The organism is Asanoa ferruginea (genome assembly GCF_003387075.1).
Lineage (GTDB): Bacteria > Actinomycetota > Actinomycetes > Mycobacteriales > Micromonosporaceae > Asanoa > Asanoa ferruginea.
This window is the reverse complement of sequence record NZ_QUMQ01000001.1, coordinates 4,395,332-4,421,855: the sequence shown is the minus strand read 5'-3', so window position 1 is coordinate 4,421,855 and position 26,524 is coordinate 4,395,332. Positions and strand designations below refer to the sequence as shown.

Sequence of the window (26,524 nt, the reverse complement as noted above, 5' to 3'; positions counted from 1 at the left end):
CCCGCGTTCAGTGCCCGGGGTCGCTGCCCGTGCCCGCGGTGGTCGGCAGGTTGCCGAGCACGTGGTTGATGATGTGGATGCGGCCGTTGGCGATCCGGTAGTCGGCACACACGGTCTGCGCGTCGGGGCCGATCCGGGCCATCGAGTCGGCCGCGGTCACCGTGAGGGTGGTCCCGTCGAGCGTCTTGACCGAGCCGGCGTCACGCAGCTCAGCCAGGCTCAGCGACCGGTCGACGACGTGCGCGCGGAGCAGCGTACGCAACGTGTCCTTGTCTTTGATCATCAGTTCGTCGAGGTTGTCGCTGGAGAACTTCGCGGCGAACGCGTCGTCGCTCGGCGCGAACACGGTGATCCCGGACTTGCCCTTGAGCTCGGGCAGCAGGTCGGAGGCCCGCATCGCGCCCTCGAACGTCGTCAGCACGGTGATCCAGGTCAGCGCGCTGTCGACCGGCTCGGTGGCCAGCGCGGTCGGGTTGCCGGGCTCGGTGCCGCTGGGCAACGCGTCGCAGAGCGGGCCCTGCACCCCAGCCTCCGCCTTGCCCTCGGCCGAGCCGGTGCAGCCCGCGGTCACCAACAGCGCGGCCGCCGCGGTCAGCGCGAGCGCTGTGCGGCGGGGCAGGACAGTCCACATGAGAGTCTCCAGACGAACTGGGGGCGTCGCACCGGCGGGCCGGGGGTCCCGGTCCGACCCGCCGGTGCGAACGATTTCTATGTCAGTGCGACGTCACAGTGTCGCGCACTGACCCGCCTTCGGTCCGTTGACCGAGTTGCGGACCTCGAGGTTGGTCGGCGCCGGGCTGTTGCCCGAGCAGCTCAGCGGGCCGCTGATGCTGTTGCCGGCCAGGTAGGGCGCGCCACCACCGGTGTTGTTGGCCAGGTTGACCGGGCCCGACACCTGCGTGCCGATGACCGTCACCGGGCCGTTGGTGTTGGCGACCTGGAGCGGGCCGCGCACCGTGCTGTCGCCGAAGAAGACACCAGCCGTGTTGGCGGCGTTGACCGGACCGCTGATCGTCGTGTGGGTGGCGACCAGGGTCGCACCCGGACGAACGTTGACCGGGCCGTTGATCGTCGCGTCCTCGATGCAGGCGAAGCCGGAGACGGTCAGCGGGCCGTTGTGGCGGCCGGTCAGAGTCGGGTAGACCCGTTCGCCGGAGACCCATTCCTCAGCGCCCTGCTCGTCGAGCAGCAGCGGGATGAGACCACGCTCCGGCTGGGCCAGCGGCACGATGTAGCCGTCGGCCACCTTGACGACCTTCCAGCCGTGGTCGGCGATCCGCTGTGCCACGGTCGCGCCGACGCCACCGGGGCCGTCGGTGCGGGCACCGGTGTATTGCGCCTCGGTGAGCTTGTAGGCACACGGCGCGTTGTCGAGGATGTCGCTCGCGTCCGGCTGGTCGGCCGGCGGCGGTGCCTCACCCGGGTGCGGCGCGGGGTGCGCCGGGATGATCCGCGAGCCGCGGAAGACGATCCGGCCGGAGTTGCCGGCCTGCCACTCGATCGCCTCGGTCCGCGCCTTCTTGATGTCGCCGAGCTGCGCGTGGTGGTAGTCCATGAACGAGTTGAACGTCCACAGCGCGGAGAACGTCTTGCGGCGCCGGTTGTTGGCCGCGTTGCCCTCGTCGGGGCGGGTCTGGCCACCGGAGCTACGCAGCTCCAGCAGCGAGTTGATGGTGTTCTTCAGACCCAGGGTGTTGCGGAGGATGGTCTCCTCCGACAGGCCAACACTGCCGCCGTTCTGGCAGCCGTAGGGGCACGGCCACCAGCCGCTCTTCGCGCCCTCGACGTACATGTGGTTCTCGATCATGTCGAGCGACTCGTCGTAGATCGGCTGGGCCACGTTCTGGTGACGCGGCGGCAGCATCGGCAGGTCACCGGCCTGGCTGTTGCCGAACTCGTGACCGTCGTAGCCGGCAACCGGGCGGTAGTCGCGCAGCATCCGCACGTACGCCGCGGTCTCCGGCTGGCGGATCAGCGAGTAGTCGCGGTTGAGGTCCTGCCCGGTCGAGTTGCCCCGGGTGTTGGCGGCCCGGCCGTCGCCGTTGATCGTCGGGACGATCAGCACGGTCGTGCCCTTGAGCAGGTTGAGCGTGCGGGCGTCGTTGGAGAACGCGAGCTGGCGAGCCATGATCAGGCAGGCCTCGCGGTCACCGGGCTCGTTGCCGTGCACGTTGCAGTTGACGGCCAGCGGCGAGGTGGCCGCGACCGCGGCGGCGGTGGCCGGCGGGGTCGGGTAACCGATGACGAACATGTTGATCGGGCGACCCAGCACGGTGCGGCCGAGCTCGACGACGCGCACGCGGTCGCTCGCCTCGTCGACGGCCGCGGTGTACGCGTACTCGTTGACGTCGCTGGTGAACTGCGCCGCGTGGGTGGTCTCCCACTGGGTACGCAGGTTCTGGCCGGGAGTGTTCAGGTCACCCCAGGGCTCGCGGGTCGAGTCGAAGACCGGCGTCGAGTAGGGCTGCTCGGCGGTGCCGATCCGGGCCCGTACCCGCCATTCGAACCGGTCACCGGGGTTGAACCCGGAGTCGGCGAAGGTGGGCTTCTCGTTGTTGATCTGACGGTTCGGCCGCCATACGCCGACGATGGTCGGGTTGCCGGTCGGCGCGTTCGCGGCGTCCACCGCGGTGCGCTCGATCTGGTAGTCGGTGGCGCCCTCAACCGGGGTCCAGGCGACGGTGGCGAACCCGTCGGCCTGGGTGATCGAGAGGTTGGTGACCTGGTTGGGCTCCGCCGCGAACGCCGAGGTGGACGACACGAACGGAGCGAAACTGGCAGCGAGCAAGGCGGAGAGGGCGATGACGGTAGACCGTCGTCGTTTCATGAATCCTCCAGGTTGGGGGGACCCCGGGGGCAACTGCTAGATCAAGCCATCGGTGTCGGTCAGCCTGACTGTCCTCACGGGCCGATCGCAACGATCTTGAGAAACTCTTGAGCCTTCGTTTGCGGATCATCAGAATGATTCGCTCGATTACCTGCCGAAAAACTCAGGTGAGCGCGTACGCCATGACGGTGTTGACTTGGGTCGTGGACCGTCAACGGCTCAGCAGCATCGCGCACTCGCGCCACCCGATCGCGGCGCCGGTCTCCGGCGTCAACGTCAACCGGCTGCTGCGCCGGGCGGGCCGCGAACCCACCGCCCGCATCCTCGACCTGGGCTGCGGCGACGCGGCGTGGGCGATGCAGGCCCTGGCCCACTATCCCGACGGCCACGCCGACGGTGTCGACCTCAACTCCCATGTCCTCGAACGCGCCGCCGTCGCCGCCGAGGGGCGCGGCCTGGCCGACCGGCTCACCCTGCACGAGCGCGACGCACGCAGCTATGTGCCCGATGGCGACTACGACCTCGTGCTGTGTGTCGGCGCGACCCACATCTTCGACGGGTTCGCCGGCACCCTGCGGCAGGCCGGCCGGCACGTCAACGCTGACGGCATCCTGCTCGTCGGCGAGGCGTTCTGGCAGGTTCCGCCGACCCCGGCGGCGCTGGCCGCGCTCGACGTGAAGCCCGGCGACTACACCGACCTGGCCGGCCTGGTCGACGCGGCCGAGCACGACGGCTGGACGCCGGTCTACGCGCACGTCAGCGACGCCGAAGAGTGGAACGACTACGAGTGGTCCTGGGTCGGATCGTTGACCGGGTGGGGCCTGGACAATCCCGGTCACCCCGAGGCGGCCGAGGTGCTCGCTGTCGCGCGCGCCCACCGGGAGGGGTGGTTGCGCGGCTACCGCGACGTGCTCGGGTTCGCGACGCTCGTGCTGCGCAGAGCCACCAACAGCGCCGGGTGATCCGTCGTCCCGGCCATGTCGATCACCCGGGTCCGGTGCGGGCCGGCCGCGCCGAAGATCGCCACGTGCTGGAGGCCGCCGTCCGACTCGGCCGTGTCGCCGGGCGGCCGACACGTTGACAGGTTGCCGAGGTTGAAGTCGCCGCCGACCACGACCGGCCCGCGCAGCGCCGCGACCACGGTCGTGAAGAAATAGCGGCACTGTGCCAGGGCGATGAACGGGTTCGTGCTGACGAGGTGCGTGGTGCAGGCGGCGAAGCCACGCGCGGCCGCCGCGCAGAGCCAGGCCCGACCCTCCGGGCCACCCGGATCCTGGATCGGGTAGGTGGCACCGCTCGTCTCGCGTGCGCCGGGCCGGCGCACCAGCAGGCCGATGCCATACGGCGAACCGTCGCGGCACAGGATCGGTCGGCCGATGCGGCGGTCGATCGCGGGCTGGAAGGAGTAGGCCGCGCCCACGGCCCGGCCCAACGCCTCGGCGTCGTCGCGGCAGATCTCGTTGAGCGTCACCACGTCGGGGCTCGACGCACGGATGACCGCGGCCGCCTCGGCGACCGACCGTCCGGTGTAGCAGCCGGCCCAGCCGCTGTTGCACAGGTTCATCTGCAACACGCTGAACGGTGCTTCGCCGGGGCTGACGCCGAGCATGACGGCCACGAGCCCGAGCGCCGCGAGCGTGCGGCCGATCCGATGAAGAGCCATGGCCGCCTCCGCGGTTGTCGCCTGACCTCCATTCGTTGCTGCGGGGCCGCCGGATGGTTGCGCGTTCAAACATCCAATCTTACCTATTGACGTACGTCATTATAAGGCTCACACTGCCGCTGATGGCCCTCGGTGACAGGGTCAATCATCCGATCTCTGCTGTCTCTTTTCGAGCGCGCATGGAGGAACCATGCCCACAGCCCGCGTACCGAAGTCGTTCCTTGCCCTGGTGGTCGCGACCGCGGCCGTATTGGTGGTGATGCCGGACGCCCACGCCGCGGTGGGTTTCGAGGTGGAGAGCCTCGACGGGAGCGGCAACAACATTTCCCGGCCGGCGCAAGGGCAGGTGGGCGGCAGCTATTCGCGGGTGGCCGCGGCCCGCTACGCCGACGGGCGCGGGCAGCCGGTGGCCGGCCCGAACAGCCGGTATGTCAGCAACCGCGTCTTCAACGACGCACATCAGAACGTCTTCTCCGAGCACCGGGTGACCCAATGGGGTTGGACGTGGGGCCAGTTCCTCGACCACACCTTCGGCCTCGCCGCCGGCGGCACCGAGTCGGCGCCGATCCCCTTCAACGCCGGCGACCCGCTCGAATCCTTTGTCGACACCGCCGGCGGGATCCCGTTCACCCGCGACCGGGCGGCCACCGGCACCGGCGTCAGCAACCCGCGCCAGGCGGTCAACACGGTCAGCTCCTACATCGACGCCTGGGCCGTCTACGGCGGCACCACACAGCGGCTCGAATGGCTGCGCGACGGGCCGGTCGACAACAACCTGGCCAACAACGCGGCAACGCTGATGATGCCGGGCAACTATCTGCCGCGTCGCGACGCCCGCGGCAACGCGGCCACCGCGCCGGCGATGGACGTCGACGGCCGGCTGACCGGCAACTCCGCCGCCGCCGTGACCGCGGGTGACGTGCGGGCCAACGAGAACGTCGCGCTGACCGCGACCCACACGCTCTTCGCCCGCGAGCACAACCGGATCGCGCGGTCGCTGCCCACGTCGCTGAGCGCCGAGGACCGGTTCCAGATCGCCCGGCGGATCGTGGTCGCCGAGCAGCAATACATCACCTACAACGAGTTCCTTCCGGTGATGGGCGTCAACCTGCCCGCGTACACCGGTTATAAGTCGTCGACCGACACGACGCTGTCCAACGAGTTCGCGACCGTCGGATACCGGGCACACAGCCAGATCCACGGCGAGTTCACGGCCGAGACGCAGGCGGCGCGCTACTCCGCGGCGCAGCTCGACGCGTTCCGCGCGCAGGGGCTCGAGGTCGAGGTCGACGGGGCCGACGTCGCCATCACCATCCCGCTCAACGTGGGCTTCTTCAACCCGGGCCTGCTCCCGGCGCTCGGCCTCGGGCCACTGATGACCAGCCTGTCGGAATCGCAATACCGCAACGACGAGATGATCGACAACCAGCTACGCAGCGTGCTCTTCCAGATTCCGGTGCCGGGCAATCCGACCTGCCTGGACGGTCCGACGCTGCCGGCCTGCTTCCGCGGCGTGGTCGACCTGGGCGCGATCGACATCGAACGCGCGCGTGACCACGGGATGCCGAGCTACAACCAGATGCGCCAGGCGTACGGGTTGTCGCGCAAGACGTCGTTCCGGGCCATCACCGGCGAGTCCACCGACACGTTCCCGTCCGGCACCGGCGTGGACAACCCCAACAGCCTCGACTTCCTGAGCACCGCCGACATCAACGGCGACCCGACCGTGGTCGGCGAGGCCGACGGCTCGACGTCCGGCGTCCGCCGCTCGACGGCCGCCGCCCGGCTCCGCGCTATCTATGGCAATGTTGACAATGTCGATGCGTTTGTCGGCATGATCGCCGAGCCACACGTGGCCGGCAGCGAGTTCGGCGAGCTGCAACGGGCCATCTGGACCCGCCAGTTCCAGGCCCTCCGCGACGGCGACCGGTTCTTCTACGGCAACGACATGGGGCTGTCCTGGATCCGGGGTCAATACGGCATCGACTACCACACCACGCTGGCCCAGGTCATCGCCCGCAACACCGACACACCGGCCGCCGACATCAACCCGAACGTCTTCCTGGTGCCCGACGACGACCTGCCCGCGGCGACGTGCCGGGTCACCTACTCCGTCGCGACCACCTGGACCGGCAACTTCCAGGTCGATCTCGGCATCACCAACCTGACGAGCGCGCCGGTGAACGGGTGGACGGTGCAGTGGCAGTTCGCCAACGGCCAGAACGTCACCCAGGGTTGGAACGGCACGTTCAGCCAGAGCGGCCCGTCCGCGACGGTGCGGAACGCGAGTTGGAACGCGACGCTCGCACCGGGTGCGACCCTGTCGGGGGTGGGCTTCAACGCCAGCTTCGACAATGTGGCCAACGGGATCCCACCCAACATCAGCCTCAACGGCAAACGCTGCGCGGTCAGCTAGTTTGTTGCGCCCGGGCCGCGATGGCCCGGGCGCACTCCATCGCCTCGGTGTGGGTCGTGTCGACCTCGAGGTCGTAGCCGACCCCCCGATGGACGATCTCGGCCTGATCCAGGGCCATGCCGGCGACCCGATCGCCGCGGGCGGTCTCCCGACCGGCCGCGACCGCGCCGTCGCACCTGACGCCGACCCAGAGGACGGGCAGGTCGCCCAACGCCCGCCGCCACTCGTTCTGCGAGTCTGCCCCACCGAGAAAGACCTCGTCGACGATGACCCGGGCGCCTTGCCGCGCCATCGCGGCTACGCCGTCGCGCCAGGCGGCTTCCAACGCGCGGAACTCTGGCGCGATCACCACCGTCCCGTCGGGCGGAAACTCGATCAGACCCTTGGTCGCGGGCAACATCTCGACGAACGTGTCGGTCCCCACCGCCAGCCAGCTCTCCGGCAAGACGGCCTGAAGACACCGCGCGATGCCCGACTTGCCGGAACTGGAACCGCCGTTGAGCACAATCACCTTCGCCTGCACCAGGTCACGGTAGTACGCCCGTTAACAGCGGCCCCGCCCGCCACAGCCCGGGTTCGCGGTTAGTTTCCCCGGCGACGGGAATCGGCTGAGAATGTCGAACCACTTCAGCGCTGACAACCTCAAGTTCCCCGGCGACGACCGGCGCCTGGACCTGACCGACGTCTACGCGTTCACGTCGTCCAGCAACCCCGACAAGACCGTGCTCATCATGGACGCCAACCCGACCGGCGCACCGCCGCCGATCCCCGAGCAACACCAGGGCCCGGAGTTCTACCCCGGCGCCGTCTATCGCATCAATGTGGACAGTGACGGCGACACCCAGGGCGACGTGGCGTTCACGTTCGTCTTCTCCGACTACGAGAACGGCCAGCAGACCGGCACGGCCTGGTATGCCACCGGCGCCGACGCCCGCCAGCCCGAGCCCGCGGGTTCGGTGCTGGCCGATTCGGTCCCGGTCACCTTCGACGGCGCGGTCAAGCCGGTCGAGGCCGACCAGATCCGCCTGTTCCTGGGCCTGCGCAGCGACCCGTTCTTCGCCGACGTCGAGGGCGCCCTGCACGACCTCACCTGGACGGGCCACGACGACTTCGCGGGCAACAACGTCGACTGCATCGCGCTCGAGGTGCCGAGCGAGATGCTCGGGCCGGACCCGACCATCGGCATCTGGGCGACGATCAGCCGCCGCAACAACGGCAAGCTGGAACAGATGGACCGTGGCGGCAACCCGACGATCAACCCGTTCATCAACCCCGACGGGCAGAAGAACCTCTACAACGCCCGCCAGCCGTCCGACGACGTGGCCAACTACCTGGGCCCGTGGTCGAAGGTGCTGGAAGACGGCGGCTATTCGCCGGAAGACGCCAAAACGGCGGCGATGCAGGACCTGCCCGACATCCTGCGCTACGACCGCACCAGGCCCGCCGCCTACCCCAACGGCCGCAAGCTGACGGACGACGTCTTCAGCATGCGCTTCGCGTGGCTGACCAACGGCCGCATCGGCCCGACGGGCCTGCGCCCACACGACGACATGCTGCCCCAGTTCCCTTACCTCGGCCCACCGAATCCGTAGCCGAATGCCGTCACGACGTGGGGATGTAGGTGGTCAGGATCGTGACGGCGACAGCGAGAACGAGGGTGTTGAAGCAGAAGGCCAACACGCTGTGCACGAGCACCCGGCGCCGCACCCGCTGCTGGGTGACGACGACGTCCGTCGCACCGAAGGTGGTGCCGACCCCGCCCGCGAAATAGAGGAAATCGACCACTCCCGGCTCGTGGTCGCCCGGGAAGGTCAGCCCGCCTTCCTCCGCCCACAGGCCCAGATAGGTGATGGCGAAGCCGATCTGCAGGATCAGCCAGCAGCTGACCACCGCGAAGATGCAGATCCCGAGCACCAGGGAGGGCGAGGTGCCCAGCCGCCGCGCCTGCGGCATCGCGATCACCGTGGCGATCAGCGCGACACCTGCCGCTCCCTGGGAGATCTGCTCCGGGCTGATGGCCAGCAGCCGGTCGGCCAGTCGCCGGCGCCTCGACGCGAGTGCCAGCGCCCGCAAGGCCGACGGTTCGCGCCTGCGGTAGGCGAGCCAGGTGAGCACGATGTAGCAGGCGGCGTAGATGTCCCAGCCGGCGACCACCCGCACCAGCGGATCGCCGGGAACCAGCAAGGAGAGTGCGACAGGCAGTGCGGAGACAAGCTGTCGAGATGACTCATGGGTCCACCAGCGCATGATCCACATCTCTCATCGACGCCTGGCATCATCGGGTGGGTCGCCAGCCCGATGACACATCATGGTGAGCAACGACCCAGCGAACGCCACGCTGCGAGCCGCTCCCCGGCAGGGCCCGAGATAGAGTGGACCGGTGAGTCCAATGGGTGCGGAGCGGACCTTGACCCGCAAGGGTGCCGCGACCCGGCAGCGGATCGTCGAGGGCGCTGCGGCCGAGATCCGCGAGCGGGGCATTGCCGCCACCACTCTCGACGACGTGCGTGCCCGCACCGGGACCAGCAAGAGCCAGCTCTTCCACTACTTCCCCGAGGGCAAAGACCAGTTGCTGCTGGCGGTCGCCCAGCAGGAGGCCGACCGCGTCCTGAGCGACCAGCAGCCGCAACTTGGCGCTCTCACCTCCTGGCCCGCCTGGCAGGCCTGGCGTGACCGGGTCGTCGCCCGCTATCTGGCCCAGGGCTGCGACTGCCCACTCAGCGGCCTCACCGCCCAACTCGGCCGCAACTCCCCCGGCGCGCAGGCGGTGGTCTCCGAGCTGATCGCACAGTGGCAGGGCGAGATCGCCGCCGGGATCCGGCACATGCAGGGCATCGGCGAGATCGACCCGGCCCTCGACGCCGACCGGTCGGCCGCCGCTCTGCTCGCCGGCATTCAGGGTGGGGTGATGGTGATGCTCGCCACCGGCAACATCGGGCACCTCGAAGCCGCGCTCGACATCGGGATCGCCAGCCTGCGCCGGTGATTTCTGGACTTGCGGGTCCATTTTTCTCGAAGCACGGTTGGCGCCATGAACTACTACCTGTTGGGGCGCTCCGGGCTGCGGGTGAGCCGGCTGGCGCTCGGCACGATGAACTTCGGCGTTGACGGCTTCCACGCTGCATACGGCAAGACCGAGGCGGAGGCCGAGCCGATCTTTCGGCGCTACGTGGAGGCGGGCGGCAACCTGATCGATACCGCCGACTTCTACACCGCCGGGCAGAGCGAGATCATCCTCGGAAAGCTGATGGCCGCGGGCGGCGTACGCGATCGCCTGGTGTTGACCAGTAAGTTCACCAACACGGTCGATCCGGCGGACCCGAACGCCGGCGGCAACGGGCGCAAGCACATGATCCGTGCCGTCGAGGCGTCGCTGCGCCGGCTCGGCACCGACTATCTCGACCTCTACCTGCTGCACACGTGGGACCGGATCACTCCCGTCGAGGAGGTCGTGCGGACCTTCGACGACCTCGTGCGCGCCGGCAAGATCCGCTACGCGGGGCTTTCCGACGTGCCCGCCTGGTACGCCGCCCGCGCCCAGACCTTCGCCGAAGCGCACGCGCTCACCCCGATGATCACGGTGCAACTCCCCTACTCGCTGGTGGCCCGCGACATCGAGGCCGAGTACGTGTCGATGGCACAGTCCCTCGGCCTGGGCCTGACCGCGTGGAGCCCGATCGGCGGCGGCCTGCTCACCGGCAAATACCGCCCGAGCGGCGACGGGGTGGCCGGCGACGGTCGGCTGGCCCTCGACGGGCAGCGCCCCGTCGGCGAGCGCGAGTGGCGGGTGGTCAAGGAACTCGACCAGGTGGCCGGCGAACTCGGCCGCAGCATGGCCCAGGTCGCGATCAACTGGGCGGCCACCCAACCGGCGGTCGGCTCGGTGATCGTCGGCGCCAGCCGGCCCGCGCAGCTCGACAGCAACCTCGCCGCGCTCGACTTCGAGATTCCGGCGGAGTTGCGCGCCCGGCTCGACGAGGCCAGCAAGCCGGCGCTCGGCCTGCCGTATGGGATGTTCACGCCTGAATACCAGTCGTGGATCGTCAGCCCCGGGCTGGGCATCGGCGACAAGCCGGCCGGTTACGCGCCTCCGGTGTGGAACGCGGCGTGACGGGCGGGCTGCGCTTCAGGACTTGGCGACCGCGCGCTCGCCCTGGCCCGGCTTCCAGATGGTGACGACGAGCTGGGCGTCGTTGTAGGTGACCGCCGACGCGCTGTGCAACTCGGCCACGTAGAACGGGTCGAACTCCTGGCCGCGCAGGTCGAGGCCGATCTCGGCGAAGACGTCGTCGGCGAACCGCTGGTGCATCGCCCGGTCGGGATCGTGGTAGACGGAACCGAACAGCTTCACGTCACCATCGCCGACCTGCGGGTCCACAGTGGCCGTGTGCAGGCAGAACCGCGGGTCACGGCCGAGGTCGCGGAACTTCGTGGTGTTGGGCATCCCGACGAGGGTCAGCCGGCCCTCGAAAACCCGCGGCTCGATCGGGCTGATCCGTGGCGAACCATCGGCCCGGATGGTGCCGAGCATGCACAACTTGCCGGTGGCGGCGTGCCTCCGTTGAAAGATCTCGGCGATCTGCGGCGCTTCGTCGACGAACTCCTGCCAGGTAGCCATGGTCGACCATCTTACGGTGGCCGACCATGGCTACTGCGGCTAACCGTCAGTCGACCGTGGGCGGTGCCGTGCGGGCGGCTTCCTTCAGCGCCGCGGCCGCACCGCTGTAGGGGTTGTAGGTGTAGGCGCGCGACACGCCACCGGGGATCGTGAAGTATTCGGCCGACAGCTTGGCCGGGTCGCTGGCAATCTCGCCGCGGCCGGGCAGGTCGTTGCCGTCGTCCCAGCCCCACGGCGCATTGGCCGAGTTGGCCGAGCAGCCGAACGTCCCGGAGCCGCACCCACCGGTGGTGTCGCCGGCGAACGTACCCAGGCTGGCGAAGAGACTGGCGTTGGCCCGCTGCGCCCACAGGCCACCGGCGGCGAAGATGTCGACCAGCTTGTATTGCACGTCGCGGTCGTCACCGTTGCTCGGCGACTCGGCCACTGTGGACGGATAGTAGACGAGGCCGTCACCGTTGATGTCGTACTGTGGATGGGCTTTCAGCCCGTGCCCTTTGGCTTCCTGGGCGGTCACCGGGTGACTGAACCCGTCATGCGGCGACGTGGCCAGCCGCAAGGTCCCGTCGATGCTTTCGCGGCCACTGGTCCAGGTGCTACCGGCCGGCGCGTAGGAAAAGAAGTCACTGTGCGCGACCGTCACCGCCCCGCGCAGCGCGCCGTAGGTGGACCCGTCGCGCTCGACGGCAAGCAACACACCCTCGGCGTCGTTCTCGTGCTCGGTCTCGAAGAACGGGTGGTCGACCCAGTCCCGCGGGTGGAAGAAGAGGTAGGTCAGATACCAGTGAGTGCTGGTCTCGACAACGGAGTAGTAGGCGTGCGCGGCGACCGACGCACCGGCATGATCCCAGTTGTCGCGCCCGTTGAGGTTGCCATCGAAGTCAACCGCAGTGATGTGGTCGGCCTTGCCACCGAGCGCGTGACTCCCGGTGGCGTCGACATCCTGGTAGTGGATCGGCGCCCAACGAAGGGCGAGCTCGGCCCGACTGACGGCAGCGCTGGCCGGCGTGGCCACTGTCAGCGATGCCGCCGCCAGCGTGACGGCCAGGCCCACGGCCAGGAACCTACTTCTTACGCGCATGTCTGCGTCTCCCGCGTCCGGAGTGGAGGGACACGTCGGATCCTGCTGGCCCCAAACGTCCAACTGGCGACATAAAGATAGACGATGTTCAACGTACGCGGGAAGCACGGGGCGGGTGCCGACGTCGACCAGCCGGCACGTGATGATCGGCTTTTGGGCGAAACCCGAGGCCTGCCGCGCGAATGCTGGCCGCTCGGTCTTCGCCCCGTGCGGACCAGCGGGGCGATGCGGGCCGAGGCGAGGGGGCAAGCGGCCGGTCTGGGGCAGCACACGTGGGAAAAGAAAGATCAACTCCCCACGTGTGCTGCCCCGGATCGAGGCACGGCCGCCACGACCTGCGAAGGCCTTCCGCCAAGCCCGTCGCCAGCCGGCCGTAACCCCGGCCAGCGCCGGATCGCCTCGATCGGGTGAGCGCCGGACGCTCTCGATCAGGTGCACGAGATCTGCAAGATCCCGACCCCTTCCCAAGATCATGTGTGCCAGGGCTGCACGACACGCCGCGCTGCTTGCAGATGAGCTGCACACGATCAAGCAGACGGGGCCTGCCCGTGTCGACCAGCTGCACACGATCACCGGCCGGTGGCCCGAAGCAGCCGGGCGGCGTGGTCGCGCACCTCGACCGCGACCAGCGGTCGCTCGACTGGGGCCAGGCGCGGCAAGCCAGCCTCGTCCCTGGCCACCACGACCAGCAGTCGCCGGACGGCCGCAGCGGCACGCCGACCTCGCCCCGGGCCACCGCCACCAGGAATCGCTGACAGACCACCGCGCGGCACGCCGGCCCCGCCCCAGGCCACCCCACAAACACTCACCCGACCGACCGCCGCGCGGCACACCGGCCCCGCACCGGGCCACCACGACCAGGAATCGCCTAACCGACCGCCGCGCGGCACGCGGGCCTCACCCCGGGCCAACCGCCACCAGCACTCAGCGGACCGACCAGCCGCGGCACACCGGCCCCGCACCGGACCAACCGCCACAAGCACTAACCCGACCGACCGGGCCGCGACACCCCGGCTCCGCCTCAGGCCACCTCACCAGCACTCGCCTGACCGACCGCGGCGCGCCCACCGGCCCCCGCCCCAGGCCGCCCCACCAGCACTCACCCGACCGACCGCCGCGCGGCACGCCGGCCTCACCCCGGGCCAACCGCCACCAGCACTCAGCGGACCGACCAAGCCGCGGCACACCGGCCCCGCCCCGGACCAACCGCCACCGCACTCACCCGACCGACCGGGCCGCGGCAAACTGCCCCGCCCCGGGCCACCGCCAACAGCACTCACCCGACCGACTGGCCGCGGCAAACCAGCCCGGCCCTGGGCCACCGCGACTCCTGGCCGACGCCGACCCGCGACCGGTCTTGCGACCGCGGACCGGGCAGGGCCGGGCCCGCCAGGGACCGGCCCGTTGCGCGCGGGAGCAAGCGGTCGCGCCCCCGACGGACGCGCGCAAATCTGATCGATCGGGGTTATCGCCGGATGCGCCGGCGGATAGACCGCGCGCCGTCGTCGAGCTGCTGCCGGATGACCGCCGGCGTGAAGCGGCGCAACGGCTTGACCGGCTCGGGGCGCGGGCGGGTGATCGCCGGCGAGACCGACTCCGTGTCTGGATCGAGGTCGTTGATCAAGCGGTCCAGGTGGCCGACCAGCGCGCCGTTGACGCGCCAGATTGCGGGCTCCGTTTTGGCGTCTTCCTGGAGTTGGAAGGTGGCCTCGTCGCGGAGGAAGCGGGCGCGGCGTAGTGCGTGGCGGAGCGGTTCGGGGCTTGGCGGGGGCGCGTTCACGTCGGAGGCGATCACCACGCCGAACGCCAGGACCGCGTCGGCGATCGCGTCGAGCAGGCGGGACAGGCTCAGCGTGACCCACTGGCCGGGCGGGTGTGGCGCGCAGTCGCCGGAGCGGCGGTCGAGGAGGGCGCGGGATACGCCGCGCAGCGAGATCGTGCAGAACTCCAGCGCGGTGAGGCCGGGGCGCATGGTGACCGGGATGTGCGCGGTACGCATGGCGCGCGGGTTGAGGCGCACGCTGTCTTCCGCTTGCGTGAGGGCCTTGCGGGCGGTGTTGATCAGTTGCTCGATGTTGCGGGCGCGGCGCAGGCTGTCGTTGGCGCGGTCGGCGGTCCAGTCCGTTTGCAGCCAGCCCGCCATGTCGCGCAACTGTTTACCGATCTCCGCGGCGAGTTTGCCGATCGCGTCGCCGGCGGGTTGGACGTAGACCCTCGGCAGCGCCACGCTCACCACGACCGCTACGCCGGCGCCGATGAAGGTTTCGTAGATCCTTTCCATGCCGACGTCGGTGTTGCCGGCGACGGCGAGCACGAGCATCGCTGAGATCGGCACTTCGAGCGCGTGGTCACCGAGCCGGAGCGCGTAGGCAATTGTCATGGATGCCACGACTGTCACGCCAAGGCTCCACCAGTGCAGACCGAAGACGCTGGATAGCACGACGGCGACGAGTACGCCAGCGAGCACGCTGCCGATCCGTTCCCAACCCGAGCGGATGCTCTTGATCGGGCTGACCTGGACGACGAGCAGGGCGGTCAGCGCGGCGACGATCGGTGGGTCGGTCGACGCCAAGGGCTCGGCCAGCAGGAACGCCAGGACCGTGGCGAGCGCCACCTTGATCGTCCGTAGGCCGGGAATGGGCTCCTGGCCGCGTACGCGGGCCCAGAAGCGGCGGGTGCGGGAGGCGGTGGGTGCGATGTCGGCGGGGTCGGCGGGGGCCAGCAGGTCACCGGTGATCCGCACGCTCTCGGTCGCGATCCGGCGTGCCTTGGCCGTGGGTCGAGCAACCGCGCCCGACCTTCCGTGTCGCGAGCCTCTTGACATGCCCCTCCCGACCAGCGGTCACAACTGATCGAGTTTACCGGCGGGGCCCCTTCCCGGGCTGTGCAAGCGCAGGAGAGGGGCCCCTTGATGCGGACTGCCGGAGGCTCAGCCGCAGTGGTCCGGTTGGTGTCTCACCGTACGGTCTGCGGCAGACCTACGCAAGAAGTTTATCGATGCCTTGCAAGAACCGAACTGCAATTGCTATCGGGAATGCGCAGAGTGGTCGTTGCGTTGCGCTGGAGGCACGCGAGAGAAAGGCTTTGATCATGAAGGTACGCACTTCGCTCCGCTCCCTCCGCCGCAAGCCAGGCGCGAAGGTCGTCCGGCGACGCAACCGGATCATGGTGCTCAACCGGAAGAACCCGCGCTGGAGCGGCCGCCAGGGTTAGTCCGTTTTTCTTGCCACGAAACAGATGCGCGGGGTGCGGCCATCCGAGGTCTCCTCGGTGACCGCATCCGCTGTCTTGAACCCCTGTTGCCGCAGCAGCCGCAGCCAGGTGTCGCGCGGGAACAGCCCGTTGACGTGTGTCTCATGCGCCACGGTCACGTCAGTGCCGGCGCCGGCGTCGGCTTCGCGCAGTAGGAACGCGTAGTCGGTTTTGACCGTGTTGCCGTCGCCCGCGTAGGTCCAGCTCAGGTAGCGGGCGGCCCGCCCGTCATCGCCGTCGACGCCGCCGTGGTCGGTGTCGGGCTCGAAGATCTCCGTGGTCGCGTCCGGAATGATCACGACCTTGCTGGCATGCACCGCCGCGGTCTCGAGCGCCCGCCGGAGATCATCCTCGGTGATCATGTAGCCGATCGCGTCATGGATGAACACGGCGTCAAAGGTCCGACCTAGCCGCACGTCGCGCATATCGCCCTGGTGATGCGGCAGCTCCGGGTTGATCTTCCGGGACTGCTCCAGCATGCCCGGCGCAAGGTCAACAAGCGTGATCTCAAACTGCTTCTTCAGGTGTACGGCCATGTGCCCGCCGCCGCTCCCCAACTCGAGCACGGTGCGGGTGTCATCGCCCAGCAGGGTTGCCGCGAAGGCGGCCTCCTCGGCGTATTGCTCGGCCGGGGAGATCAGCGGCCACCAGGGTGCGAGGTCACCGTAGAAGCGATGCTCGGTCACACCCCGATTCTCCCCACCGTGTCACCCGGTTTCCCGGTGCCCGTTTTGCCCGCTTGGCCGCGACGACGCGCCAGGGGTACCCCGAGTTGGCAGTTGCCGGGGCGCTCGGCTAAAGTTCACATCCGTCGCCAGGAACAACAAGGCGACATGCGGACGTAGCGCAGTTGGTAGCGCATCACCTTGCCAAGGTGAGGGTCGCGGGTTCGAGTCCCGTCGTCCGCTCGGCACGTCGAGGGAAAACCTCGGTGGAGTGGCCGAGAGGCGAGGCAACGGCCTGCAAAGCCGTCTACACGGGTTCAAATCCCGTCTCCACCTCGCACTAAAGCGAGGGCGATTGGCGCAGTGGGAGCGCGCTTCCTTGACACGGAAGAGGTCACTGGTTCAAACCCAGTATCGCCCACCAGATAGACCAGGAGGTCAGAGCCGGTTTCCTCGGAGCGAGGGACCGGCTCTTCTGCGTCTCAGGGCCCACCGCGGAGAATTCGGCCATGAAGGTGCCAGCCGGAGCGACGCGTTCGCCGGGCCCCGCGAACCGTCCGACATGCGGGTGACCTTTGTCGATCATCCCCGCCTCGCAGCCGCCATCAGCCGAGTCTCAGAGCTGGAAATCCTGACCGTCGGGCAACTCAGCACGCCGCTATCAAGCGCAAACCTTGACGCCCTCGGCCCCGCCGAGAGATCCGGGATCGCGTACTGGCAGCCAACCACCGTCGGGGAACCGATGTTCAACTTCTAGGCCTGAGAGACCGTGATGCTCGTTGATACCGTGCCGGCATGGCCCGACGTGAGGTATCCGACGAGGAACGCCGGCGGGCGGTCGAGGATTACCGCGTCGAGGTTCAGCAGTGGCAGTGGGTCGCCCGAAGGAACTTTCGGTGGTCGGTCGCAGGGGCCTGCGTCCTCCTCGGCCTCCTCGGCCTGTTCGCACTGTTCGACAGCCGCGCGGACCTCGCGGGCAACCTGCTCATGCTGGTTGGGGGGCTACTCGGCGCCACGACGTTCTTCCTGAAAGATTGGCGTCTGCTCGCGTTCGCATTCCTGGGCGCGGTCGGCGGCTTGGTGTGGGTGCTGGTGTGAGGTTCCTCGTTGAGCCAGACCCGCTCAGGCGAGTCCGTAGAGCCGGTTGAGATCGAGTAAGTGATGGCCCAGGACGGACGAGGCGTTCAGGTCGAGGACGAGGACGAGGAACACGTTGGGTGTTTCACACGCGACGGCGACGTGCTGACATCCGCGGCCCGGCATGTCGAAGACATACGCGACTATCCCGGCTGAGAAGTCGTGGTCGCCGAGGTCCTCCGGTGCGATGGAGTCGCAGTAGGGCCAGAAGTCGAAGGGCGGTTCTTCGTCAAGACCCAAGCTGATCGGCTGGGATCCCATCGTCGCCTTGTATTCGGCCTCGGTCAGCAGTGGCGGCACGTGGCAAGGATGCCTGTTCCGGTGCCCGGCCGGGGAGTCGCTCAGGTGGCCTTGAGGAGCTTCGAGAAGAAGTCGGTGGTGTCGGCGGGTGACAACGCAGCCACCGTCAACCGTTCCATCGCCTGGCGGTAGCGTTCCACATGTTCCGGCTTGTCCATGTAGAGGGCGCTCACCAGCTGCTCCACATACACGATGTCGGGAATATCGGGATCAGCGAACCGCAGCATGCTGAACGCACCACCATCTGCGGTGTGCGTCCCCCGCCGCAGCGGCATCACCTGAATGGTGATGTTCGGGCGCTGCCCCACCTCGAGCAGGTGCTTGAGCTGCCCCTGCATGGCGGCACGCCCACCGACCGGCCGCCGCAGCGCCGCCTCGTCCATCACGACCCAGTAGGTCGCCGGCGGCGTCCGCTCGAGGATCCGCTGCCGTTCGAGCCGCAGCTTCACCCGCCGGTCCACTTCGGCTGCCGGCGTGTCGGGCAGCCCGGACACCACGACACCGCGCGTGTAGTCGGCCGTCTGGAGCAAACCAGGAACGAATTGCACCTGGTACGCCCGGATCGTCGACGCCGCCTCCTCGAGACCGACGTAGGTGCCGAACCAGCTCTCCAGCACGTCGTCGTAACGGTGCCACCAGCCGTCGGACCGCGAATCACGCGCCAGTGACAGCAACGGCTCGCGCTGGGACTCCTCGGCGACGCCGTAGAGGGTGAGCAGGTCGGCTACGTCGCGTTCCTTGAAGCTGACCCGGCCCAGCTCCATCCGGGAGATCTTCGACGCCGAGCCACGAACGTGGTAGCCCGCGTCCTCTCTGGACACCCCCGCCGCCTCACGCAGGCGGCGCAGGTGCGCGCCCACGACGATGCGTCGTGCCGTAGGACCGACGTCGGGGGAGGTCATATCGTTCCTCGGGTTGGGCGAGCGTCCGCGGCTGAGATCGACGGGATGGCGGCTAGCGTACGTGACGGCGCCGTTACCGGTCCATGTCCCGTCCGGGCGGTGCTAGTCGACCAAGTGGTCGAACTCGCCGTCGCGTACGCCGGCGAACATCGCCGTGATCTCGCGCGGGGTGAAGACCAGCGCGGGGCCGCCCGGGTCGCGTGAGTTACGCACCGCAATCTCGCCGTCGGTCAGCCGGGCCAGTTCGACGCAGTCGCCCTGTGCCCCGCTGTAGCGGCTCTTCTGCCAGGTCACACCGTCGAGGTCGGTTGCCGCGACGCCATTTTCGATCTTCATGTCCACCTTCGACGTTCGGTGAGGACACTCCGGCCCCCGCAGGCCGGAGCCTAATGCACGTGCATTCTCACAGGAAGATGCACGTACGCGACGACGCACGTACGCTCAGCGCATTTGCACGTGCATTTGCTCTTGCGAGGCGAGGGCCCAGACCGGGAAGATGTTCTATATGTACCGCGGTGGTGAAGGGCTGATGGCCGCGTAAGGCGGACAACGCGTGCGCACCACCTGCCCAGCCAAGGTCCAGCCTGCGATCCGACGTGGAGTTCCCGTGCCGAAAGCCCGGACGCCGCAGTTGCGCGGCTACCCCGCGCGACAGGCACTTCGCGCGTCCGCGGCTGGCGTCGTGGTGTTGCTCGGGCTGATGGCGGCGACCGGCACCCTCGGCGCCGGACCCGTCACGCTGGTCCTGACCACCGTCCCCTTTGCCGCGTGCGCGGCCATCTGCCTGCTGCACGCGCACGCCGGCGGCCCGCAACGCGCCGCGTGGACAGCAGCGGGCGCCGCCATGGCAACCCTGCTCGCCGGCAACGTCTGGGCAGCGGGGAGCGAACCGTTCCACACCGCCGCCGGCGACTACCTGACCGTGGTCGGCTTCCTGCTGCTCTACCTGTTCGTAGCCCTCCTGCGGCAAGCCGGCCACGAGCTCTCCGGCCGCCGATCCGTCTTCAACGGCGCCGACTGGCTCGACGGTCTCGCCACCACCCTGGGCATCACGGCGCTGGCCTGTGTAGACGGCCGGGACAGTGAGCGGATCGGCGTACACCTGGCTGGTGTGCTGGTCTTTGTCGTTCTGATCCTGCTCGTCACCGCGGGACGCGCGCGCCTGGACCGCACGCAGGCCTTCGTGGTGGCGGCCTTCGCCGCGGCGTGCATCACCCAGGGCATGCTGGCCCTCCAGCCCTACGCCGGGGCCGGCTACCTGGTCGTGCTGTCGCTGGCGCTGCCGACCCTGCTGGCGTTCGCGCCCACCCCCGAACCCACCGCCGCCCGGCCGAGCACGCCGTCGATCGTGGCCTGGCCGACCCTGGCCGTGCCCGCGTTCTTCTCGGTCAGCAGCCTGCTCCTGCTGACCATCGGCCAGTCGGGCAACCTGCCGGCGCTGAGCAGCTCCCTGGCCGCGGCATGTGTCCTCGCCGTTTTCGCCCGGGCTGGTCTTACTTTCAAGGAGCTACGCGACTTGCGCGACGTCTATCAGCAGGCCCGCACGGACGACCTGACCGGCCTGCCCAACCGCCGGGCGCTCTACGAACACCTTGACGGCCTGTCGTCGGGGTCGCTGCTCCTGCTCGACCTCGACGGCTTCAAAGAGGTCAACGACAGCGTCGGCCACGCCGCGGGCGACCAGGTCCTGGTGCAGACCGCCGACCGCATCCGCAACGTGCTCACCCCGAGCCAGGTGCTGGCCCGGCTGGGCGGCGACGAGTTCGCGATCCTGCTCCCGTCCGCGTCGCTCACCGAGGCCGTCGAGCTCGCCTGGCGAATCCACCTGGCAGTCACCTGCCCGTCGCGGGTCGCCGACACCCAGATCCGGCTGGGGGTCAGCATCGGCGTCACCGACACGCACCTGGCCGACGCACGATCAGGCGAACTGCTCCGAACGGCAGACATCGCAATGTACGCGGCAAAGCGCCAAGGCGGCGGCGTCGCACCTTACAAGGAACCCGCGGCGACAGCGACGGTCCGGCGCCTCGACCCGCACCTGAGCCCGCTGGCCTGATTCACTCTGGCGGGAAAGTGCTTTCCCGTTCGACAAGCTGTGCGGGTACGCGTTCCACGCGTGGCTCGGTCGAGTGCGGCGACAAGGCCAGGGACATGGCCATCGCGCCCATGTCGGCCAGGGGTAGGCGGATCGTGGTCAGGGCCGGCGTGACATCGCGGGCGATCGGCATGTCGTCGAAGCCGATCACGCTGATCCGCCGGTCGACGCCGCGCAGGTGGGCCAGCGCGCCGACCGCCATCGAGTCGTTGAGTGCCGCGATCGCCGTCACCTTTGGGTGGGCCGCCAGCAGCGCCGCCGTCGCCGACTCGCCCCTGTCGCGGTCGAAGTCGGCGTAGACGACCTTCGGGGGTGGGCGGCGATGGGCGCGGGCGGCCCGGCGCAGGCCGGCCAGGCGGTCGGTCGTGGTGGTCAGGTTGCGCGGGCCGGCGATCACCGCGATCTCCCGGTGGCCCAGGGTGTAGAGGTGCTCCCCCGCCAGGTAGCCGCCCGGCTCGTTGTCGGGGACGACCGCGTCGCCGGTGCGGGCGTGGCGGCCGATGACCGCGACCCGACCGCCGCCCAGTTCGTAGGCGCGCAGCGTGCCGCGTAGGTCGCGGGCGAAGACCGGGTCGTGGTAGCCCGAACCGGCCAGCACCATCGCCGCCACCTGGTGGCCGCGCAGCAGTTCGACGTAGTCGAGCTCGCGAGCCGGATCGCGGTAGGAGTTGCAGATGATGACCAGCCGGCCGTCGGCCGTGGCGACCCGTTGCAGGCCGCGGGTGATCTCGGCGAAGTAGGGGTCGGAGACGTCGTGCACGACGACGCCGACGGCGGTGCGTTCGGAGCGGGCCAGCAACCGGGCGTGTGCGTTGGGCACGTAGTGCAGGTCGATGACCGCCGCCTCGACGCGGTCGCGCAGGGCCGCGCTGACCGGCTTGCTGCTGCCGTTGATGATGCGGGAGGCGGTCGCGGTCGAGACACCCGCGCGCCGCGCGACGTCGTCCAGCGTAGCCACCCCTAGATCATAAGGGAAAGCCCTTGCCTGCATCCACGCCGCTCGCTACCTTCCCAGGAAAGCGCTTACCTGAGGAGGTTGGTCGTGGACCGCAGAACCATCGGGATCGTCCTCAACGGAGTGACCGGGCGGATGGGCTACCGCCAGCACTTGGTCCGCTCGTTGCTGGCGATCCGCGAGGCCGGCGGGCTGCCGCTGCGCGACGGCTCGCTGCTGTGGCCCGAGCCGGTGCTGGTGGGGCGCGACGACGCCAAGCTCCGGGCGATCGCGCAACGGCACGGCCTGACCGAGTGGACCACCGACCTGGGCGCTGCGCTGGCCCGGCCCGACGTGGAGATCTACTTCGACGCGCAGGTGACCAACGCCCGCGAGAAGGCGATCCGGGCGGCGGTCGCGGCCGGCAAGCACATCTACACCGAGAAACCCACCGCCGGCGACCTGGCCGGCGCCGTCGAGCTGGCGAGACTGGCCGACGCGGCCGGCGTCAAGCACGGCGTCGTGCAGGACAAGCTCTTCCTGCCCGGCCTGCGCAAGCTCGACCGGCTGGTCAAGGGCGGTTTCTTCGGTCGCATCCTGAGCGTCCGGGGCGAGTTCGGCTACTGGGTGTTCGAGGGCGACTGGCAGCCCGCCCAGCGCCCGTCCTGGAACTACCGCACGGCCGACGGCGGCGGCATCACCGTCGACATGTTCCCGCACTGGCACTACGTGTTGGAGCAGATCTTCGCGCCGGTCCGGGCCGTCACCGCCCACGTGACCACCCACATCCCGCGCCGCTGGGACGAGTCCGGCCAGCCCTACGACGCGACCGCCGACGACGCCGCCTACGGCATCTTCGAGCTCGACGGCGGCATCGTCGCCCAGGTCAACTCCTCGTGGGCGGTCCGCGTCTACCGCGACGAGCTGGTCGAGTTCCAGGTCGACGGCACCGAGGGCAGCGCGGTCGCCGGGTTGCGCAACTGCCGGGTGCAGCACCGGTCGATGACGCCCAAGCCGGTGTGGAACCCCGACCTGCCGGCCACCGAGCGGTTCCGCGAGCAGTGGCAGGTCGTGCCCGACAACGAGGAGTTCCGCAACGGGTTCCTCGAGCAGTGGGAGCTGTTCCTGCGCCACGTGGTCGAAGGCACTCCCTACACCTGGGACCTCTGGGCCGGCGCCCGCGGCGTGCAGCTCGCCGAGCTCGGGCAGCGGTCGGCGCGCGAGGGCAGGCGGTTCGAAGTGCCGGAGCTGGCGGCATGAGCACGGTTGTCCTGCCCGACGGCGAGTTCCGGTTCAGCGGGGCGGGTGCGGCCTATGCCTCGCCCGGCAAGCCGTTCACCAGCCGGATCGCCTACGCCGCCGCGCATGTCGTCGCCGACCCGCGGGCCGACAACACGCCGGGTGCGCCGGCCGCTCTCGACTGGGAGGCCACCCTGGCGTTCCGGCACCACCTGTGGGCACACGGGTTCGGCGTCGCCGAGGCGATGGACACCGCACAGCGCGGCATGGGCCTGGATTACCCCGCGACCCGGGAGCTGGTTCGGCGCAGCGCGCGCGAGGCGACCGGGCCGATCGTCGCCGGCGTCGCCACCGACCAGCTCCCGCCCGGCCCGGCCACCCTCGACGAGGTCCGCAAGGCCTACGCGGAGCAGCTCGCCGATGTGCAGGCGACCGGCGCGACGCCGGTGCTGATGTGCAGCCGCCACCTGGCCGCCACGGCCCGACACGCCGACGACTATCTCGACGTATACGCGTCCTTGTTGCGCGAGGTCGACGGCCGCGTCGTGCTGCACTGGCTCGGCGAGATGTTCGACCCGGCGTTGGCGGGTTACTGGGGTGCCGACCCGGTTTCGACGGTCCTCCGGTTGATCGAGGGACACCAGGGCAAGATCGACGGCATCAAGGTGTCGCTGCTCGATGAGGCGTTCGAAGTCGACCTGCGCAACCGGCTGCCCGCCCCGGTCCGGCTCTACACCGGCGACGACTTCCACTATCCGCAGCTCATCAAGGGCGACAGCGCCGGCTACTCCGACGCGCTGCTGGGCATCTTCGCGGCGATCGCGGCACCGGCGGCGGCAGCCCTGCGCGCACTCGACGCGGGCGACGAGCGCGAATACGACCGCATCTTCGCCCCCACCGTGCCGCTCGCCCGGCACGTCTTCGGCCCGCCAACCTTCTACTACAAGACCGGCATCGTCTTCCTCGCCTGGCTGGCCGGCCACCAGAGCCACTTCACGATGGTCGGCGGGTTGCAGAGCGGCCGCTCGCCGCAACATCTGGCCACCCTGATCAGGCTCGCCGACGCCGCCGGGGTGCTGCCCGATGCCGACCTGGCCGCATTCCGCGCGCGGGCCTGGCTGACCACGGTCGGGGTGACGCAATGACCGCCCGGTTCGCGCTCAACTCGGCCACCACCAAGCACTGGCCGCTGCCCGACCTGGTCGCCGGGTGCGTCCGCGCCGGCGTGCGCGGCGTCGGCCTCTGGCGCGAGGAGACCGCCGCGTTCGGTCTGGACAAAACCGCTTCTCTAGTACGCGACGCAGGCCTCGCCGTCACCTCGCTGTGCCGCGGCGGCTTCTTCACCGACGAAGGCTGGTTCGACGACAACCGCCGCGCCATCGACGAGGCGGCAACCCTCGGCGCGCCGGCCCTGGTGCTGGTCTCCGGCGGCCTCCCGGCGGGCAGCCGCGACCTCGACAGCGCCCGCGCCCACGTCGGCGACGCGATCGGCCGGCTCGTTCCACATGCCCAATCCGCCGGCGTACGCCTCGCGCTCGAGCCCTTGCATCCCATGTTCGCTGCCGACCGGTGCGTGGTCTCCACCCTCGGCCAGGCCTTGGACTTGGTCGCACCGCACCCGGTCGACGCGGCCGGGGTGGTCGTCGACACCTACCACCTGTGGTGGGACGACCAGGTCTGGGCGCAGATCGCGCGCGCCGGCCGGGAGAGTCGGATCGCCTGCTTCCAGGTCGCCGACTGGGTCACCCCGCTGCCCGCCGGGGTGCTGCTCGGCCGCGGCCTGCCGGGCGACGGCTGCGTCGACAACCGGAGGTTCCGCCGCGCAGTCGACGCCGCCGGCTACACCGGCCCGGTCGAGGTCGAGGTGTTCTCGGCCGAGGTGTGGGCGCGACCGGGCGACGAGGTGCTCGACGCGGCGCTGCGTGGCTATCGGGAGACGGTGGTCGGATGACGACCTTGACCGTCGACGGTGTCGCCGTCGCGTCCTATGTGGCTCATCCCGACGTCGCGCCGACCGACGGGCCCCGCCCCTATTTGCACCCGGTGCGGACCCTGGCCGGCACGCCGGTCACCGACGTCACGCCCGCCGACCACACCTGGCACCTCGGCGTCTCGGTGGCGATGCAGGACGTGGCCGGGGCCAACCTGTGGGGTGGTCGCACCTACGTGCGCGACCGGGGCTACACCTGGCTCGACGACCACGGCGCGATCGTGCACACCGGCTGGCTGCCGACCGACGACGGCATCGCCGAGCGCCTCGAGTGGCGCGACAAAGGCGGAGCGGTCCTGCTCCGCGAGGAACGGCACCTCTCTGCCGTTGCCGCCCCGCTGGGGTGGGAGCTGTCGTTCGGCTTCACGCTGAGCGCCGACCGGCCGGTCGCGCTGGGCAGCCCGGCAACCAACGGCCGGCCCGACGGTGCCGGCTACGGCGGGTTCTTCTGGCGGGCGGCGCCGGGCGAGACGCACACCTTCACCGCCGACGCCGACGGCGAGGAGGCCGTCAACGGCAGTGCGGCGCCGTGGCTGGCACTGACCGGCCCGGGCCCCTACACGCTGGTGTTCCGGGGTCTCGCCGGCGACGATCGGTGGTTCGTGCGCACCGGGATCTATCCCGGGGTGTGCGCCGCGCTCGCCTTCGACCACCCGCTGACTGTCACACCAGCCGCGCCGGTGGTCCGGCAGCTATCCGTGCTGGTCTCTGACCGGCTGCTCAGCCGAGCCGAGGTGGCAGACGCGGTCCTGCCCCGCTGACACTCGGCCGGGAGCTGGTACCGCCCGCCGCCACGACGGCTGGACCGCCGCTGCGGTGCGGCGTTATTAGGAACGCGCCCAAGCGGCGACCGCGGCGACCGCGGCGACCGCGGCGACCACATCGTTGCGGGTCTCTGCCGGCTACGGCGCTGTCAGCGCCGCGGCGGGTGGCTGAGGCCGTCCGGCGCCGTCAGCGCGGAGGCGAAGCCACCGCCAACACCATCCCCCGCCGTCGCCGCCAACGGCGGCGAAGCCACCGCCAACACCATCCCCCCGCCCGCCAACGCGGAGGCGAAGCCACCGCCATCCGCACCGCCACGACGGCGGCGAAGCCACCGCTTACCGCATTCCGGGCCGTCGCCACCAACGGCGGCGAAGCCACCCGCCAACACCGTCCCCCACCGCCACACGGCGGCGAAGCCACCGCCAACACCATCCCGCGCCGTCGCCGCCAACGGCGGCGAAGCCACCCGCCAACGCCATCCCCCCACCGCCACACGGCGGCGAAGCCACCGCCAACACCATCCCGCGCCGTCGCCGCCAACGGCGGCGAAGCCACCCGCAAACACCATCCCCCACCGCCACCGCGGAGGCGAAGCCACCGCCATCCGCACCGCCACGACGGAGGCGAAGCCTCCGCCAAC

26 protein-coding genes and 3 tRNA genes are annotated in these 26,524 nt (G+C 69.8%); 16 read left to right on the top strand and 13 right to left on the bottom strand.

The window, feature by feature from the left end; translation table 11 throughout:
• Positions 1-7 precede the first annotated feature (7 nt).
• Both DFJ67_RS20810 and DFJ67_RS20805 read right to left on the bottom strand, forming a co-directional pair.
• The gene (locus DFJ67_RS20810; protein WP_116069523.1) at positions 8-631 is read right to left on the bottom strand and encodes a fasciclin domain-containing protein; all 624 of its coding nucleotides are present in this window, start codon (positions 629-631) and stop codon (positions 8-10) included.
• Positions 632-724: 93 nt separating this feature from the next.
• On the bottom strand, positions 725-2,761 hold the full coding sequence (locus tag DFJ67_RS20805; protein ID WP_239097395.1) for a M14 family zinc carboxypeptidase: 2,037 nt from the start codon (positions 2,759-2,761) through the stop codon (positions 725-727).
• A gap of 269 nt (positions 2,762-3,030) precedes the next feature.
• Between DFJ67_RS20805 and DFJ67_RS20800 the strand changes: the two genes are divergently transcribed.
• Complete coding sequence (locus DFJ67_RS20800; protein ID WP_116076476.1) at positions 3,031-3,789, top strand: SAM-dependent methyltransferase; 759 nt, start codon at positions 3,031-3,033, stop codon at positions 3,787-3,789.
• Here the strand turns inward: DFJ67_RS20800 and DFJ67_RS20795 are convergent.
• Positions 3,726-4,490, bottom strand: a complete 765-nt coding sequence (locus DFJ67_RS20795) for an endonuclease/exonuclease/phosphatase family protein (protein ID WP_116069521.1) — start codon at positions 4,488-4,490, stop codon at positions 3,726-3,728. The two genes, DFJ67_RS20800 and DFJ67_RS20795, sit on opposite strands and share 64 nt — an antisense overlap.
• 190 nt (positions 4,491-4,680) lie before the next feature.
• Between DFJ67_RS20795 and DFJ67_RS20790 the strand changes: the two genes are divergently transcribed.
• Positions 4,681-6,906 carry a peroxidase family protein gene (locus tag DFJ67_RS20790; RefSeq protein WP_116069520.1) on the top strand — a complete coding sequence of 742 codons (2,226 nt, stop codon included), beginning with the start codon at positions 4,681-4,683 and terminating at the stop codon, positions 6,904-6,906.
• Here DFJ67_RS20790 and cpt read toward each other — a convergent pair.
• Entirely contained in the window at positions 6,899-7,429 is a 531-nt protein-coding gene (cpt, locus tag DFJ67_RS20785; protein WP_203783956.1) for a chloramphenicol phosphotransferase CPT, read from the bottom strand. The genes DFJ67_RS20790 and cpt overlap by 8 nt on opposite strands.
• A gap of 91 nt (positions 7,430-7,520) precedes the next feature.
• Between cpt and DFJ67_RS20780 the strand changes: the two genes are divergently transcribed.
• A complete protein-coding gene (locus DFJ67_RS20780) occupies positions 7,521-8,498 on the top strand; it encodes a DUF4331 family protein (protein ID WP_116069519.1) in 978 nt (325 codons plus the stop codon).
• Between the two features lie 10 nt (positions 8,499-8,508).
• On the opposite strand, the gene DFJ67_RS20775 is transcribed toward DFJ67_RS20780, so the two are convergent.
• Positions 8,509-9,153, bottom strand: coding sequence for a DUF1345 domain-containing protein (locus DFJ67_RS20775; protein ID WP_170215920.1), 645 nt, complete (start codon positions 9,151-9,153; stop codon positions 8,509-8,511).
• A 142-nt stretch (positions 9,154-9,295) separates the two neighbouring features.
• On the opposite strand from DFJ67_RS20775, the gene DFJ67_RS20770 reads away from it, so the two are divergent.
• On the top strand, positions 9,296-9,892 hold the full coding sequence (locus DFJ67_RS20770) for a TetR/AcrR family transcriptional regulator (protein WP_116069517.1): 597 nt from the start codon (positions 9,296-9,298) through the stop codon (positions 9,890-9,892).
• A gap of 45 nt (positions 9,893-9,937) precedes the next feature.
• Entirely contained in the window at positions 9,938-11,017 is a 1,080-nt protein-coding gene (locus DFJ67_RS20765) for an aldo/keto reductase (protein WP_116069516.1), read from the top strand.
• A gap of 15 nt (positions 11,018-11,032) precedes the next feature.
• On the opposite strand, the gene DFJ67_RS20760 is transcribed toward DFJ67_RS20765, so the two are convergent.
• Positions 11,033-11,524 carry a pyridoxamine 5'-phosphate oxidase family protein gene (locus tag DFJ67_RS20760; protein ID WP_116069515.1) on the bottom strand — a complete coding sequence of 164 codons (492 nt, stop codon included), beginning with the start codon at positions 11,522-11,524 and terminating at the stop codon, positions 11,033-11,035.
• 46 nt (positions 11,525-11,570) lie between these two features.
• Positions 11,571-12,605: a hypothetical protein gene (locus DFJ67_RS20755; protein ID WP_116069514.1), complete on the bottom strand. Its 1,035-nt coding sequence runs from the start codon at positions 12,603-12,605 to the stop codon at positions 11,571-11,573.
• A 548-nt stretch (positions 12,606-13,153) separates the two neighbouring features.
• Between DFJ67_RS20755 and DFJ67_RS20750 the strand changes: the two genes are divergently transcribed.
• On the top strand, positions 13,154-13,360 hold the full coding sequence (locus DFJ67_RS20750) for a hypothetical protein (RefSeq protein WP_116069513.1): 207 nt from the start codon (positions 13,154-13,156) through the stop codon (positions 13,358-13,360).
• 710 nt (positions 13,361-14,070) lie between these two features.
• Here DFJ67_RS20750 and DFJ67_RS20745 read toward each other — a convergent pair.
• Entirely contained in the window at positions 14,071-15,348 is a 1,278-nt protein-coding gene (locus DFJ67_RS20745) for an FUSC family protein (RefSeq protein ID WP_170215919.1), read from the bottom strand.
• A 347-nt stretch (positions 15,349-15,695) separates the two neighbouring features.
• Between DFJ67_RS20745 and DFJ67_RS20740 the strand changes: the two genes are divergently transcribed.
• A complete protein-coding gene (locus DFJ67_RS20740) occupies positions 15,696-15,818 on the top strand; it encodes a 50S ribosomal protein L36 (RefSeq protein WP_116069511.1) in 123 nt (40 codons plus the stop codon).
• Here the strand turns inward: DFJ67_RS20740 and DFJ67_RS20735 are convergent.
• Positions 15,815-16,543, bottom strand: coding sequence for a class I SAM-dependent methyltransferase (locus DFJ67_RS20735; RefSeq protein ID WP_116069510.1), 729 nt, complete (start codon positions 16,541-16,543; stop codon positions 15,815-15,817). The two genes, DFJ67_RS20740 and DFJ67_RS20735, sit on opposite strands and share 4 nt — an antisense overlap.
• A gap of 149 nt (positions 16,544-16,692) precedes the next feature.
• Between DFJ67_RS20735 and DFJ67_RS20730 the strand changes: the two genes are divergently transcribed.
• From DFJ67_RS20730 to DFJ67_RS20710, 4 genes are all read left to right on the top strand, one after another.
• A tRNA-Gly gene (locus DFJ67_RS20730) sits at positions 16,693-16,765 on the top strand.
• 22 nt (positions 16,766-16,787) lie between these two features.
• Positions 16,788-16,858 (top strand) — tRNA-Cys (locus DFJ67_RS20725).
• A gap of 13 nt (positions 16,859-16,871) precedes the next feature.
• Positions 16,872-16,946: transfer RNA gene (locus tag DFJ67_RS20720), tRNA-Val, on the top strand.
• Positions 16,947-17,317: 371 nt separating this feature from the next.
• Complete coding sequence (locus DFJ67_RS20710) at positions 17,318-17,620, top strand: hypothetical protein (protein ID WP_116069508.1); 303 nt, start codon at positions 17,318-17,320, stop codon at positions 17,618-17,620.
• A gap of 24 nt (positions 17,621-17,644) precedes the next feature.
• Here the strand turns inward: DFJ67_RS20710 and DFJ67_RS20705 are convergent, their stop codons facing one another.
• The 3 genes from DFJ67_RS20705 to DFJ67_RS20695 form a co-directional block, all read right to left on the bottom strand.
• Positions 17,645-17,959 (bottom strand): hypothetical protein, encoded by a 315-nt coding sequence (locus DFJ67_RS20705; protein WP_116069507.1) that lies wholly within the window; start codon positions 17,957-17,959, stop codon positions 17,645-17,647.
• A gap of 41 nt (positions 17,960-18,000) precedes the next feature.
• The gene (locus tag DFJ67_RS20700; RefSeq protein WP_116069506.1) at positions 18,001-18,861 is read right to left on the bottom strand and encodes a Sco1979 family transcriptional regulator; all 861 of its coding nucleotides are present in this window, start codon (positions 18,859-18,861) and stop codon (positions 18,001-18,003) included.
• Positions 18,862-18,963: 102 nt separating this feature from the next.
• Positions 18,964-19,197 (bottom strand): DUF397 domain-containing protein, encoded by a 234-nt coding sequence (locus tag DFJ67_RS20695; RefSeq protein ID WP_116069505.1) that lies wholly within the window; start codon positions 19,195-19,197, stop codon positions 18,964-18,966.
• 271 nt (positions 19,198-19,468) lie between these two features.
• Between DFJ67_RS20695 and DFJ67_RS20690 the strand changes: the two genes are divergently transcribed.
• Positions 19,469-20,917: a GGDEF domain-containing protein gene (locus DFJ67_RS20690; RefSeq protein ID WP_147315557.1), complete on the top strand. Its 1,449-nt coding sequence runs from the start codon at positions 19,469-19,471 to the stop codon at positions 20,915-20,917.
• Position 20,918: 1 nt separating this feature from the next.
• Here the strand turns inward: DFJ67_RS20690 and DFJ67_RS20685 are convergent, their stop codons facing one another.
• Complete coding sequence (locus tag DFJ67_RS20685) at positions 20,919-21,914, bottom strand: LacI family DNA-binding transcriptional regulator (RefSeq protein WP_116069503.1); 996 nt, start codon at positions 21,912-21,914, stop codon at positions 20,919-20,921.
• A gap of 84 nt (positions 21,915-21,998) precedes the next feature.
• Between DFJ67_RS20685 and DFJ67_RS20680 the strand changes: the two genes are divergently transcribed.
• From DFJ67_RS20680 to DFJ67_RS20665, 4 genes are read left to right on the top strand one after another with little or no spacing between them, the layout of a single operon-like run.
• Positions 21,999-23,150 carry a Gfo/Idh/MocA family protein gene (locus DFJ67_RS20680; protein WP_116069502.1) on the top strand — a complete coding sequence of 384 codons (1,152 nt, stop codon included), beginning with the start codon at positions 21,999-22,001 and terminating at the stop codon, positions 23,148-23,150.
• Entirely contained in the window at positions 23,147-24,274 is a 1,128-nt protein-coding gene (locus DFJ67_RS20675; RefSeq protein ID WP_116069501.1) for a dihydrodipicolinate synthase family protein, read from the top strand. The genes DFJ67_RS20680 and DFJ67_RS20675 overlap by 4 nt, the downstream gene beginning before the upstream one ends.
• Positions 24,271-25,080 (top strand): sugar phosphate isomerase/epimerase family protein, encoded by an 810-nt coding sequence (locus DFJ67_RS20670; RefSeq protein ID WP_116069500.1) that lies wholly within the window; start codon positions 24,271-24,273, stop codon positions 25,078-25,080. Before DFJ67_RS20675 ends, DFJ67_RS20670 begins: the two co-directional genes overlap by 4 nt.
• Positions 25,077-25,880 (top strand): DUF6807 domain-containing protein, encoded by an 804-nt coding sequence (locus DFJ67_RS20665; protein ID WP_116069499.1) that lies wholly within the window; start codon positions 25,077-25,079, stop codon positions 25,878-25,880. Before DFJ67_RS20670 ends, DFJ67_RS20665 begins: the two co-directional genes overlap by 4 nt.
• Positions 25,881-26,524: the final 644 nt, after the last annotated feature.